This window comes from Niabella drilacis (genome assembly GCF_900101395.1).
GTDB lineage: Bacteria > Bacteroidota > Bacteroidia > Chitinophagales > Chitinophagaceae > Niabella > Niabella drilacis.
The window spans coordinates 61,916-74,759 of the sequence record NZ_FMZO01000020.1; the positions used below are offsets into that span (position 1 = coordinate 61,916).

At 46.3% G+C, this 12,844-nt stretch carries 12 protein-coding genes; 9 read left to right on the forward strand and 3 right to left on the reverse strand.

Translation table 11 applies throughout. The features are described from left to right. Nucleotides 1-237: 237 nt before the first annotated feature. Both BLS44_RS23110 and BLS44_RS23115 read left to right on the forward strand, forming a co-directional pair. Entirely contained in the window at nucleotides 238-1,758 is a 1,521-nt protein-coding gene (locus BLS44_RS23110) for an APC family permease (protein ID WP_090392899.1), read from the forward strand. Nucleotides 1,759-1,829: 71 nt separating this feature from the next. Then, the gene (locus BLS44_RS23115; protein WP_245729371.1) at nucleotides 1,830-2,378 is read left to right on the forward strand and encodes a hypothetical protein; all 549 of its coding nucleotides are present in this window, start codon (nucleotides 1,830-1,832) and stop codon (nucleotides 2,376-2,378) included. An 83-nt stretch (nucleotides 2,379-2,461) separates the two neighbouring features. On the opposite strand, the gene BLS44_RS23120 is transcribed toward BLS44_RS23115, so the two are convergent. The 3 genes from BLS44_RS23120 to BLS44_RS23130 are packed head-to-tail and all read right to left on the reverse strand — an operon-like array spanning nucleotide 2,462 to nucleotide 4,387. Beyond that, on the reverse strand, nucleotides 2,462-3,193 hold the full coding sequence (locus BLS44_RS23120) for a pyridoxine 5'-phosphate synthase (RefSeq protein ID WP_090392901.1): 732 nt from the start codon (nucleotides 3,191-3,193) through the stop codon (nucleotides 2,462-2,464). Nucleotides 3,194-3,215: 22 nt separating this feature from the next. Further along, a complete protein-coding gene (locus BLS44_RS23125; RefSeq protein ID WP_090392903.1) occupies nucleotides 3,216-3,488 on the reverse strand; it encodes a hypothetical protein in 273 nt (90 codons plus the stop codon). Nucleotides 3,489-3,517: 29 nt separating this feature from the next. Continuing rightward, nucleotides 3,518-4,387, reverse strand: a complete 870-nt coding sequence (locus tag BLS44_RS23130; protein ID WP_090392905.1) for a UbiA prenyltransferase family protein — start codon at nucleotides 4,385-4,387, stop codon at nucleotides 3,518-3,520. Between the two features lie 60 nt (nucleotides 4,388-4,447). Between BLS44_RS23130 and BLS44_RS23135 the strand changes: the two genes are divergently transcribed. The 7 genes from BLS44_RS23135 (at nucleotide 4,448) to BLS44_RS23160 (ending at nucleotide 12,422) form a co-directional block, all read left to right on the forward strand. Continuing rightward, the gene (locus BLS44_RS23135) at nucleotides 4,448-5,446 is read left to right on the forward strand and encodes an acyl-CoA synthetase family protein (RefSeq protein WP_245729373.1); all 999 of its coding nucleotides are present in this window, start codon (nucleotides 4,448-4,450) and stop codon (nucleotides 5,444-5,446) included. A gap of 292 nt (nucleotides 5,447-5,738) precedes the next feature. Further along, a complete protein-coding gene (gene dacB / locus BLS44_RS23140; RefSeq protein WP_176954524.1) occupies nucleotides 5,739-7,112 on the forward strand; it encodes a D-alanyl-D-alanine carboxypeptidase/D-alanyl-D-alanine endopeptidase in 1,374 nt (457 codons plus the stop codon). Nucleotides 7,113-7,208: 96 nt separating this feature from the next. Beyond that, nucleotides 7,209-9,428: a S41 family peptidase gene (locus BLS44_RS23145; RefSeq protein WP_143019898.1), complete on the forward strand. Its 2,220-nt coding sequence runs from the start codon at nucleotides 7,209-7,211 to the stop codon at nucleotides 9,426-9,428. 269 nt (nucleotides 9,429-9,697) lie between these two features. Continuing rightward, entirely contained in the window at nucleotides 9,698-10,687 is a 990-nt protein-coding gene (locus BLS44_RS23150) for an aldo/keto reductase (protein WP_090392909.1), read from the forward strand. A gap of 36 nt (nucleotides 10,688-10,723) precedes the next feature. Further along, the gene (locus BLS44_RS23155) at nucleotides 10,724-11,455 is read left to right on the forward strand and encodes a hypothetical protein (protein WP_090392911.1); all 732 of its coding nucleotides are present in this window, start codon (nucleotides 10,724-10,726) and stop codon (nucleotides 11,453-11,455) included. Between the two features lie 56 nt (nucleotides 11,456-11,511). After that, nucleotides 11,512-11,967 (forward strand): antitoxin Xre-like helix-turn-helix domain-containing protein, encoded by a 456-nt coding sequence (locus BLS44_RS26705; RefSeq protein ID WP_176954525.1) that lies wholly within the window; start codon nucleotides 11,512-11,514, stop codon nucleotides 11,965-11,967. Beyond that, a complete protein-coding gene (locus BLS44_RS23160; protein ID WP_176954526.1) occupies nucleotides 11,967-12,422 on the forward strand; it encodes an RES family NAD+ phosphorylase in 456 nt (151 codons plus the stop codon). Before BLS44_RS26705 ends, BLS44_RS23160 begins: the two co-directional genes overlap by 1 nt. Nucleotides 12,423-12,844: the final 422 nt, after the last annotated feature.

Genomic DNA, 12,844 nt, shown 5'->3' on the forward strand with positions numbered 1-12,844 from the left:
TTGAGCCTCCGTGTTTGTTGAATACCGGAACAAACTGCTTCCAATACCGGGCATAAAGAAAATGTGCTTTAGCCACAGGGACAGAAAAAGACCGGCGGCTAAAGTATAAAATCAAAGGGCTGGGAATAAACTCAGTGTTCAGTGGCGCTGTAGCCTTCCTGGAAATTTTTGTGCTTCTGAACCTCTGTGGCCATTTATTTCCAATAAAATCTTATTTTGAGCTTATAAATTAAAACCATGGCCGAGAAAGTTGCGTTTAAACAATCGCTCAATTTATTTGACGGAACGATGATCGTGGCCGGGTCCATGATCGGATCCGGTATTTTTATAGTGACTTCAGACATGACCCGGCAGGTGGGATCGGCTGGCTGGCTGGTAGCCTTGTGGGTGATCACCGGTTTAATGACGGTTTTTGCCGCGATCACCTATGGGGAGTTGTCGTCTATGTTTCCCAAGGCCGGAGGACAATATGTATATTTAAAAGAGGCCTATAATCCCATGCTGGGCTTTTTGTATGGGTGGAGCTTTTTTTCCGTTATTCAAACCGGAACAATTGCTGCTGTGGGTGTTGCCTTCAGCAAGTTTGCAGGTTATTTTATCCCGGCGCTGACCATGGATGAAAAGAACCTTCTTTTTGAGCTGGGCGGAATACGGATCTTTCCGGCGCAGCTGGTTTCCATTGCGTTGATCGTATTTCTTACTTATGTAAATACCCGGGGGGTAAAAGATGGAAAAATGATCCAGACGGTCTTTACCATCGTAAAACTGTTTTCCCTTTTTGGATTGATCGTTTTTGGACTGCTGATCGCGGCAAAAGCCGATATATGGAATACAAACTGGGCCACCGGATTTGATATGAAATTTACAACACCTGTGAACGATACGGCCGGGGGCAAGCTGGGATGGTCTGTATTTCAGTCGCCCGGCAGTATGATGGTGGCCCTGGGACTGATCAGCGGAGCCATGGTAGGTTCTGTTTTCAGTAGTGTGGCCTGGGAAAATGTTACATTTATAGCAGGTGAGATAAAGAATCCCAAACGCAATGTAGGAATGAGCCTTTTTTTAGGCACCCTGGTAGTGACGGTCGTTTACCTGCTGGCGAACCTGATGTACCTGGCTGTTTTGCCAATGTTCCCACCTGCTTCCGGTACGGAAGTGGCCTATGCCCCGGAGGTGGCCGGCCCTAATATTGCCTTTGCCGTTCAGGACCGTGTGGCCACTGCCGCAGCGTCTTCCATATTTGGTCATTATGGCGCTGCAATTATCGCTGTAATGATCATGATCTCCACTTTTGGATGTAATAATGGACTGATCTTATCGGGTGCACGCGTGTATTATACGATGGCCAAGGACAAACTGTTTCTTCCGCAGGCCGGTACGCTTAATAAGAATGCGGTACCTCAATGGGCATTGTGGGCCCAGTGCATTTGGGCCAGCGCCTTGTGTTTGAGCGGCCAGTATGGCGTTTTACTGGATTACGTAGTATTTATCACTGTGGTATTTTATATTTTAACCATTATAGGCGTGTTCCGTTTACGGCGCAGCCGGCCGGATGCTGAACGTCCGTATAAAGCATTTGGTTACCCGGTGATCCCCGTTATTTACCTGCTGATGGCAGGTACCCTGGGCATAGGGTTATTATATGCAAAGACCTTTACCTCATTATTAGGCCTGGTTATTGTTATTATTGGAGTGCCCATCTATTATTACTATGCCCGGAAGACCCGTGGGCGTGCTGAGGGGGAATCGGAGGCGTAGTAACGGCCCGGTTGCAGTGGCGGAGGATCCTTGTGTCCTGGCTATAAGGGGTGCTAAAACAAAATTCAAGAATGCGACTGAACACTTTATTATGTACAGCGGTCCTGCTTTTGCTGGCTGCCTGTAAAGGCAAGATCACCATGACGGCCAAGCAGTACAGCGATGAAATTGCGCAACTGGAGCAAAGTCTGGCAGAACCCATCCGGGAAACAGAGAACGCGATCAAAAGGTATGCAGACAGTGCGGACTATAAAAATGTATCTGTAGCTGCCGGGAAGATGGAGACACTTATCCAGCAAAAGATCGATCAGATCGAAAAGGTTGATGTTTCGACATTTACAGGGGGAGAGGATTTTAAAACGGTTGCGGTGCGTTACTTTGAATACTTCAAAAGCCTTTATACGGCTTACAGGGAGATTGGCGATGCGCCGGATGAAGCGGCCCGCATCACGGCCAGTAACCGCATGAACCAGGTACTGGTTGCCCAGGAGGAGGTGATCCTGCGCCTGCAGGACACACAGGTGCGCTTTGCCGCCGAAAATGGGTTTATGCTCGAAAAAGCACCACTACAGCAAACGAACGTGACACCATCCGGGAAAGGAGACAGCGCCGGTGATTGAGGACAGAGATCAGGGTGCAGATTACCTGCAGGACCACTGGTTAATCAATATGCGGCTCATCTGTGTTTGTATAAAAGGCACGGCTAAAGACCGCTTCTCATGATGAGCTGTCTTTTATATAATTGGATGGTATTTTCAAAACCAAGATAAAGAGCATCGCAAATAAGTGCATGCCCGATGCTGACCTCATCCAGCCATGGGATCTGCTGGCTGAAATAATTGAGATTGTTTAGATCCAGGTCATGCCCCGCATTGAGGCCCAGACCCAGCTCGCGGGCTTTTTCGGCCGCTTTTACATAAGGGGCGATAGCCGCTTCCCTGTTGGCGGTAAAATTGCGCGCATAAGCTTCTGTATACAATTCGATCCGGTCGGTTTCAACCGCTGCTGCGCCCTCCACCATCCGGGTATCCGGATCTACAAAGATCGATACCCGGATGCCCGCCGTTTTAAAGACCCGGATAATATCTTTTAGATAGTCTTTATGCTGAATGGTATTCCATCCATGGTCCGATGTCAGCTGCCCCGTTGCATCAGGGACCAGCGTTACCTGGTGCGGTTTTATATCCAGCACCAGGTCTACAAATTTTTGTTCCCTGCTATTCCCCTCAATATTGAGCTCGGTTGTAAGAACGGGCTTAAGGTCATAGACATCCTGGTAACGGATATGCCGTTCATCCGGCCTGGGATGCACGGTAATACCATCGGTACCGAAATTTTCCGCATCCAGCGCCATTTTGACCAGATCCGGGTTGTTGCCACCCCGTGAATTGCGGAGGGTGGCGATTTTATTAATATTAACCGACAATTTTGTCATAGCAATAGGTGGTGGGGGACCGTTAATTGTTCAGAACACCTTCTTCCAGTTCGGTAATCAGTAACTCCCTGTTGTCGGTAACCCATTCCGGTATCGACATCTTGGAGGTAAGCGCCCATTCATTATCTTCTTTCAGAAGTCTGAAAAATAAGCGGTTGCCGCGGTCGTCTGCGGTATCCACGTCAAAAACATAGCTGCCGGCATTGTTATTTTTCCGGTAATTGAATTCTCTTAAACGGCCATTGATCTTTATCAGGCGGGTGAAGTGTACAATTTTATTAAATGAAGTATGCATAAGTTATATCTATCAATTTTTGTGCTAACTTATTGTATGTACATCTCAAAAACGGTTTTCATAAAGTACAATACGGATGTCAGCGCCATCAGGCCGTCTAAAATAAAATAAAAAAGGTAATCATTTTTAGATTTTATTGCAAAGGGGTATAGGAGGTATGTGAGCAGTGCCGGCAACGAAAGAAATACAAAATGTATAATGTCCTGAGTATAAGTATATAGTATGTAAGCGCCTGCTATGTTGACAATAATAAACAGCGTGAAAATTATTTTTATTTTTTCGAGAGGCAGTATGGTTACAAGGCTTTTGATGCCGGTCTGCCGGTCGAACTGTTTGTCTCTTAAATCAAAAAGAATGCAAATCGCAAAGATCAGGGCAAACCGGGCCGCAACATAGACGAAATGCGAAGTTTGCCAGGCAACCTGCTGAACAAAAAAAGTCAGTGCAGTAGTTACATAGGTCCACATAGCCGCCAGCAAAAAGGTTTTGCCGAGTATATACCGCTGCAGCGACCGGAAAAAACGATGCGGAAATTTTGGAGCTGTATATAAAAGGGTAAGTCCCACGGCAGGCAGGATATAGATCCAGTAGGGCTTTAACCGGATCAGGAAGATCAGTGTGCCTATCGCACTGACCAGGAAAAAAAAAGCGTGAACTTTTTTATGTTGCCGGAGCCAGTCGGTACGGCTGGCAGTGGTTTCTACCTCCTCGTTGGTCAGGTACCAGTGAATGCTGTAGCTGGAAAGCGTAGAGAAGAAAACAAAGGCTACATAGTTGGAGGGCAGTTTCCCCAGGTTAAAGAAGGCGACCGTACTCAAACACATGGCTACTGCGCAGCATGCAATAAACAGGTTGCTGAAAATAATAAAATCAAAAAACACCTTGCCCTTTGTAGCCATAAGAACCCAATTCTGCTGCAAACTTAATCCTTTATTTATCTGCGCCCTATTTGTATTTTTGTGGCTTATCTTATGGAAGTGGAAGCGTTAAGAGAAGCTATATTTGAGGTTGATGCAGCTGGCTTTGAATCCATTGCAAAGGAGGTTTTTTTGTTTCAGTATCAGCAAAATAACATCTACAGGAATTATACAGATGCTATCGGCTGCAGGGTATCTGCCGTTTCCTGTTTGTCCGATATCCCTTTTTTACCGATCCGTTTTTTTAAAACACACGCGGTTACGGCTACTACGTTTGAGCCCGGCGTTCTTTTTGAAAGCAGCGGCACTACAGAAACCGTCAACAGCCGGCACCTGGTAAAGGACGCAGGCCTGTATGTAAGCAGTTTTACAAAAGCATTTGAACTTTTTTACGGGCATGCAGAAAATTACTGTATCCTGGGCCTGTTGCCGTCCTACCTGGAGCGGGGGCACTCTTCACTGGTCTATATGGTAGATCAACTGATCCGTGACAGCCGGCATCCCCGCAGCGGCTTTTATCTTCATGATCTTGAAACCCTGGCCCGGACCCTTGAGGTTTTGGAAAAAAACGGTCAAAAAACGCTGCTCATCGGGGTAACCTATGCATTGCTTGACTTTGCAGAGCAATTCCCGATGCCGTTGCAACATACCACTATCATGGAAACAGGAGGGATGAAGGGAAGGCGGAAGGAGCTGATCCGGGCGGAAGTGCACAACCGGCTGAAACAATGTTTTGAGGTACCGGTCGTTCACTCTGAATATGGCATGACGGAATTACTTTCGCAGGCGTATTCAAAAGGCGATGGTATCTTTTTTACCCCGCCCTGGATGCGTGCGGTGCTGCGGGAGGAAGACGATCCGCTTTCCGTAGTTACCCGGCCGGAACGGGGAGTGCTCAATATTGTTGACCTGGCAAATCTTTATTCCTGCAGTTTCATCGCAACCGATGACCTGGGTGTTGTGCATGCCGACGGTGGCTTTGAAGTACTGGGCCGGCGCGACAACAGTGATATCCGCGGCTGCAGCCTGTTGGCGCTCTGAATCATCAAAGGCGGTGGAAATATCGGCAGAGGCATTACTTTGCTGCATCTGTGTTTACCCCGGCAATCCATGAGCGCTTACCTTTCGCGGATCCTGCAGAACTGTACAGGCAATCAGCCCGCCCTGTTTTTACTATGCGCGCTATCGGCGAAAAAGCGGCAGGACTTTGTACCCAATTCTATAAGCCGGCTCATTCAAAAACAAAGATCCTGAAATGTTATGCACCCGTTTACGGGAAATGCGGTCTGACTTCAGGTAAATGTTGTATTTTCCCTTCTCAATGGTATTTTCTATGCGTTTTTTTGCTCTTTTATGGTTTACCCTGGGATGGCTGACTGCACAGGGCCAGCTATCATCCCGGCTCTCCGTTGCAATGGAAACATTTAATGCAGATACACAGCTAAAGTATGCTTTAAGTTCCCTTTATGTAATAGAGGCGGAAACAGGGAAAGTGGTTTTTGATCAGAACAGCAATGTAGGTATGGCCACAGCATCTACCGAGAAAATCGTAACGGCCGCTACTGCTTTTGACATTTTAGGAAAGGACCACCGGTATGAAACCCGTTTCGGTATCGTTAATACTCCCGGAGGGAAGAGCTTATATGTAGACCCTTCCGGAGATCCCACGCTGGCCAGCTGGCGTTGGGAGGAAACAAAGGATATGGCTTTTCTGACAAGGTTGAAAGCGGCCATAAAAGAATCTGGTATTAAAGAACTGAATGGTATCCTGATCTATACCGGCAAATGGGGAAATGAAACCATCCCGGATGGATGGATCTGGCAGGACCTGGGGAACTACTACGGCGCAGGTGCACAGGCGCTTAACTGGCGCGAGAACCAGTTTGATCTGGTGTTGAAGTCCGGCAGCACGGTGGGCAGCCCGGTTTCGGTGGTAAAAACGGTGCCCTATCTGTATGACTACCGGATCACATCGCTGGCTACCGCTGCTGAAAAGAATTCGGGCGATAACAGTATCCTGTACTATCCTTCTATGGGCCGGCAGGCAGGTGTGTTAACCGGAACCATTCCTGCCGGGCAAAGCAGTTTTGCGGTTTCCGGATCGATCTATGATCCGGCCAACCAGTTTGCAAAAACAGTGATCAACAGTCTTAAAGGTATGGTCCGTTTTTCCCGGGATAAAGTAAGTACAACCGATAAAGAGGCGAAGGATGTAAAATGGATCTATACCAACAGCTCTCCCGAGCTTTCAAAGATCATTTACTGGTTTCTGCGGAAGAGCATAAATCTTTATGGAGAAGTATTGCTCCGGACCGTGGGTGGCGCCCAAAAGGGGATGGCTACAACAGACAATGGGATTGCCGCGTTGCAGGAACATTGGAAGGATAAAGGTGTGGCACCGGATGAACTGCATTTATACGATGGATCGGGGCTGTCGCCCCAGAACCGGATCACCACAAGAGCACAGGTAACTATCCTGAACTATGCCCGCCGGCAACCCTGGTTTGCGGATTACTACGAAGGCTTTCCACTCTACAATGATATGAAGATGAAAAGCGGCACCATTAACCGGGTAAAGGGATTTTCCGGGTATCAGAAGGCAAAGGACGGGAAGGATTATATCTTTTCATTCCTCGTCAATAATTATAACGGCAGTGCTTATAACCTGGTGCGTAAAATGTATAAAGTGCTGGATGAGCTGAAGTAGGGGCGTGTACGGGGAATGGTGAATAGGGAGGCGGAAATCATGGATGCCCTCTTTTTGCATTGATTTAGTGGAACATTGTTTTCCAAAATAAACCGTATGAGATTATTTATATCTGTTGTCTTATCATTCCCGATTTTAATTTCCTGTAAATCACAAAGCCAAACAAGCTCCCGCAACCTTAGTTTTGAAAACGTCTCTGGAGATTCTGCCATTGGGTGGCAGGCTAATAGCCGGAATGACAGCTCAATATATGAGGCTGCATTAGATGCTGAAACCGTCAAAGACGGACGTTATGCTGCGTCCATTAGATATAAAGGTGGCAAACCCGGTTTTGCCACCTGGAGGAGTGCTATACGTGAAAAATACGCGGGCGACAGTATTACACTCTCCGGCTTTATTAAAACAGAGAATGTAACAGATGGTTTTGCCGGATTGTTTTTGGGGGTAGAACGAGGATTGGCTTTCGATAATATGAGTAATAAAGGCGTAAAAGGCACCACCGACTGGACAGAATATAAGATAACACTTCCTCTATTCCCTGAAAAGCAGGAAAGAATTCTATTTGGCGGCATATTGTCGGGAAAAGGGAAAATGTGGATGGACAGCCTTAAAATATCCATTGACGGAAAGGATATTGCTGAACTAAAGCCCATTGATAATACGCCGGCTTACAAGGATCATGAATATACCCCCGGTTCCCGGATAGAGATAAGCAGTTTGGATAGCAATAAGATAAATACCCTGTACCAGGTAGGCCTGATCTGGGGCTTTTTAAAATATTATCATCCCGGCATTGCTAAAGGTGATTATAACTGGGATTATGCACTTTTTAGGGTATTGCCAAAAATATTAAATGCATCTGAAGCAGGAAAAGATGCGCTTTTATGCAACTGGATCGATACACTGGGGGCTTTAAAAAGTGCCGGGAAGCAGCAGACCATTGACAGTTCCATATTAAAAACAGACCTGGCATGGATAACTCAATCTGGTTTTTCCGAAAAGCTTCAGGCATCACTATGGAACGTAAAAAATGCTGAAAGACCAGGAACGGAGCAATATTATGTAACAAAAGGACCGGCAGGCAACGTGGTTTTTAAAAATGAACGACCGTATCAGTACCTCCCCTACACGGACGACGGGTTTCAGCTGTTGGCGCTGTACCGCTACTGGAACATGGTGCAATATTTTTTTCCGTACAGGGATCTGATCGGAGAAGATTGGAAAAATACCCTGCGAAAATTTATTCCAAAATTCCTGAATGCCAGTAATGAACTGGAATACAAATTAGCGGTGCTTGAACTTTGCGGGCAAATACATGATACCCATGCTCAGGTGAATCAAGATTATGCTTTATATCATTTTTTTGGTACCCGGTATATACCCGTAAAGGTTCAATTTGTTGATGAAAAACCCATAGTTGCCGGGTATCTTAATAAAGAGTTAGCTATAAAAAACGGCTTTCAGATTGGTGATCAAATAACAAAAATAAATAACCAGCCGGTTGAAGCGGTCATTGAGCATCTTGCAACATATACGCCCGCATCTAACCGGTGGACACAGCTGAGGGATATTGCCCGCAATATCACCAGGACAAATGACAGTACGCTGCAGGTGGAAACTTTACGAAACGGGAAGAAAATAAGCCGCAAGGTTTCCAGCTATGGGGGCGATAAATTACAATTTGGAGAGGCTTTTAGTGCAGTGTCGGCCTCTGTTTATAAATGGGTGGCCAATGGAATAGGGTATATTAATAATGGCAAACTGAAACGCGATGATGTTGAAAAAATTTTTACCGAATTTAAAAGCGCCAAAGGCATTATAATCGATCTCAGGAATTATCCTTCAGACAATTTAGCGTATACTATTCCTCATTATCTCTTGTCAAAGGAGGCGCCCTTTGTAAAATTCCTGATGCCTCAAATTGCCCAACCGGGTTCATTTTATTATGCGCCTCCGATGAAAGTAGGCAGCCCCTTTTCAGGACCTGTCACCAAACCTTATACCGGAAGAGTAGTGCTGCTGGTGAATGAAACAACCCAAAGTTCCTCTGAATTTCACGCTATGGCATACAGAACCTATCCCAATTGCGTTGTAATGGGTTCAAATACGGCCGGTGCAGATGGGAATGTATCCGAAATGATGCTCCCGGGCAATATCAAAACAAGATTCAGCGGTATCGGGATCTGTTACCCTGATGGAACGCCCACACAAAGAACGGGAATCGTACCTGATATAGTAGTAAAACCCACGATAGCCGGAATCATCAGCAATAAAGATGAGGTATTGGAGAAAGCCATTCAACTGTTATCGAAATAAAGATCGTATATCTGATACTCGTATAGGTCTATAAGGCCGCCCTTCAATATTCTTTGAAAAACGCCATTATCCTTCATCTGGGTGACAAATCCTGTTTTTGTTCTGTCATTTCAAAACTGCCGGTAAAGATTGCGACTTTATCCGAAACCACAGTTAGCAGGTAATTCAATTCGCACAACGCCTCCTGCTCTATTCACGGACGGCGGCTCCTCCGAACCATTTTTTTTACTACTTTAGTTGGATAACAATAATAGCAAAATAATAAACTGATGAAATTTAATCCCTCGAGATACGCAGAAATGGAATACCGCAGGTGCGGTTTATCGGGTTTGAAATTGCCGGCTATTTCGCTGGGCTTGTGGCATAATTTCGGCGATGTAGATGATGAAAACGTTTACCGCAAAACCCTGCACAGCGCTTTTGACGCAGGCATCACGCATTTTGACCTGGCTAACAACTACGGACCTCCCCCGGGTTCTGCAGAGACCAATTTTGGAAAGCTCCTGCATACCGATTTCAAAAAGCACAGGGACGAACTGATCATTTCCACAAAGGCCGGTTACACCATGTGGGACGGTCCTTACGGGGATTGGGGATCTAAAAAATACCTGGTTTCGAGCCTGGATCAAAGCCTGCGGCGGATGAAGCTGGAATATGTCGATATTTTTTATCATCACCGACCCGATCCGGAAACACCGCTGGAAGAGACCATGACGGCGCTGGACCTGATCGTGAGGCAGGGAAAGGCCCTGTATGTGGGGCTCTCTAATTATCGCAGGGAAGAGGCTGCAAAGGCTTTTAAGATATTAAAAAAACTGGGTACCCCTTGCCTCATCCATCAGCCCAAGTACTCGATGTTCGAACGTTGGGTAGAAGATGGTTTGCTGGAGCTGCTGGAAAAAGAAGGTGTAGGCTGTATCCCTTTTTCTCCGCTGGCACAGGGTTTGCTGACCAACAAGTACCTGAAAGGGATCCCCAGGAACTCCAGGGCTGCCAAAAAGCATGGCTTTCTTCAGAAGGACCAGATCACAAAGGAGCGCCTGCAGCAGGTGCAGCAGCTGAATACGCTGGCTGTTGAACGCGGCCAAACCCTTGCTCAAATGGCCCTGGCCTGGCTTTTGAAAGATCCCGGAGTTACTTCTGTGCTGGTAGGAGCCAGTAGCAGTGCTCAGTTGCTGGATTCTGTTGGTTGCTTGAAAAACAGTACCTTTAGTAAGGAAGAACTGAGCCGGATCGGGCGTATTCTGAGAGAAATATAGGTATTGACGGATCTGTTTATTTTAAAATCATTTCTGATGAAATTAAAATATCAACTCCCTTTATGGAGCATGTTTTGCCTGATCCTGTTTGCCGGGTTTACAGGGCTGGATACAAAGACCCCGGTAACCGGAAGCTGGATGCATACCCGGGGAAATGAGACCTGGATACTGATGGCAGCAGATAATTACTGCATGATCGCACACTATGACGCTACCGGGAAAAGGTTTTTCAAAACCTTTGGCGGGTTTCAGCGTATCGAGAAGGGCAAGCTACAGCTGAACTACCGTTTTCATTCGGATGATAAAAGCAAGACCGGTACCCGGGATGTTTTTACCTGGAATGTAAAAGGCGGAAAGGCACAAAGTGATCTATCCGGGGAAACCGGCGAATGGGTTAAAGTAGGGGAAGCCAATAATAGGATGACAGGGATCTGGCGTATCACCAAACGCAGGGAGGGCAATGATCTTAAGGACATAAAACTGGCGCCGAGGCGTACCCTTAAATTCCTCACCAATGACCGGTTTCAATGGGCTGCTATTAATGTGGAGACGGGAGAATTTTCGGGCACCGGCGGCGGCACTTATACATTTAAGGATGGGGTCTATACCGAAACGATCGGCTTTTTCTCAAGAGACAGCTCAAGGGTTGGGATGAAGCTGGAATTTAATGACCGGCTGGATGGCCCCGACTGGGTACATACGGGATTGAGTTCCAAAGGCGACCCGATCTATGAAGTGTGGTCCAAAACTGCGGAAAGCGAGCGGTAGGGGAATGATTTTTAATTTCGGCAAAAAACACATACCTTTGTGACAAATGTCGTACTATGAAAAAAAACGTAAAGCGATATCCTGTTGCAGAAGATCCCCCACTTTCACTTGTTTCAGATTTTGAGGCTATTTATCAGGTGCCGGATAAAGCCACAAAAAGAGCACCTGCAGTGAAAGATTTTACCTATGCCCATTTCAGAAAAATAGCGGACCGGGCACCGTTTAGTCTGAATGAGTGGGCTGATCTTCTTTATATCTCCGAACGTTCGCTGCACCGGTATGCGAAAGAAGACGGAGGTTTTAATGGTTTGCAAATTGAACGGATCCTTTTACTTGCAAAGCTCATTGATATCGGCAATGAATTTTTTGGGAAGGATGGTTTTCGCCAATGGCTGCACAGCCACCCCTTTTCATTAAACGGGGCAATGGTACAGGAGTTGCTCTCCACTCATACCGGTATCCAGGAGGTTATTGGTCTGCTTCATCGTATGGAACACGGAATTTCTGCCTGATGCTTGTTTATCGCCTGGTGCATGCACCCTACAGAGAAGATATATCCGGTTTTGGGGCCTTTTTGTTCGGAGGGCGCTGGAACTCAAAAGGGGTATATGCATTATACACCTCTGAACATATTTCCCTTGCTGCATTGGAAATTGTTGTAAACTACGACAGGAGCCTGTATAAAATGCTGCCGGAGTACTATCTCCTGACCCTGAAAGTACCGGAGAGCCGGATGGTACAGATCCAGCAAAACGTATTAAAAGAAAAATGGGCGGAGGATTTTGAATATACCCGCTTTATGGGCGACCAGTTCCTGCAGCAGCAGTCGCATCTTGCTTTAAGGGTACCCTCTGCGGTGATCCCCGAAGAATCAAACCTGCTGTTGAACCCACAGCACCCTGATTTCAGGAAAATAAAAATTACAGACTCCCGGCCCTATGGATTGGATAACCGGTTGTTTGGGTAGGCAGATTCCAATGGTTGTTTCATAATAAGCCGGCATCAAAATTATTTCTTTTCTCAGTCAGTGAGGACACAGACCGTGGCGTGGGCAGTGGTTTGTGTCCTCACCAATGCTATTAAAATAAGGCGTATAATCACCTTATGGGGAAAAACGCCTTATTTTGTGTTTGAAAACTAAAATATATGTCAAAAGTAACAAAATCTGAAGGAGCGCGCAGTAGCGAAGGCTCTAAAAAAAATCTTTTCTTTTGTTGAGCGCCCCGTTCTGGATAAGCAATATCTTAACCGTTCGGTTGATTTTACCCGTAACACCAAACTTAGCTTTTCATCCATTGTCCTGAAGATTGTTCATGGTTTTACCGATTCTGTGGAGTATGAACTATCTGCGTTTTTACCCCGGCTCAACCTGAAGTCTATAACCGGGAG

Bases quoted from the DNA above. Each gene is read 5' to 3' on its own strand.
- BLS44_RS23110 (WP_090392899.1), top strand. From the start codon at position 238: ATGGCCGAGAAAGTTGCGTTTAAACAATCGCTCAATTTATTTGACGGA.
- BLS44_RS23115 (WP_245729371.1), top strand. From the start codon at position 1,830: ATGCGACTGAACACTTTATTATGTACAGCGGTCCTGCTTTTGCTGGCT.
- BLS44_RS23120 (WP_090392901.1), bottom strand. From the start codon at position 3,193: ATGACAAAATTGTCGGTTAATATTAATAAAATCGCCACCCTCCGCAAT.
- BLS44_RS23125 (WP_090392903.1), bottom strand. From the start codon at position 3,488: ATGCATACTTCATTTAATAAAATTGTACACTTCACCCGCCTGATAAAG.
- BLS44_RS23130 (WP_090392905.1), bottom strand. From the start codon at position 4,387: ATGGCTACAAAGGGCAAGGTGTTTTTTGATTTTATTATTTTCAGCAAC.
- dacB (WP_176954524.1), top strand. From the start codon at position 5,739: ATGCGTTTTTTTGCTCTTTTATGGTTTACCCTGGGATGGCTGACTGCA.
- BLS44_RS23145 (WP_143019898.1), top strand. From the start codon at position 7,209: ATGAGATTATTTATATCTGTTGTCTTATCATTCCCGATTTTAATTTCC.
- BLS44_RS23150 (WP_090392909.1), top strand. From the start codon at position 9,698: ATGAAATTTAATCCCTCGAGATACGCAGAAATGGAATACCGCAGGTGC.
- BLS44_RS23155 (WP_090392911.1), top strand. From the start codon at position 10,724: ATGAAATTAAAATATCAACTCCCTTTATGGAGCATGTTTTGCCTGATC.
- BLS44_RS26705 (WP_176954525.1), top strand. From the start codon at position 11,512: ATGAAAAAAAACGTAAAGCGATATCCTGTTGCAGAAGATCCCCCACTT.
- BLS44_RS23160 (WP_176954526.1), top strand. From the start codon at position 11,967: ATGCTTGTTTATCGCCTGGTGCATGCACCCTACAGAGAAGATATATCC.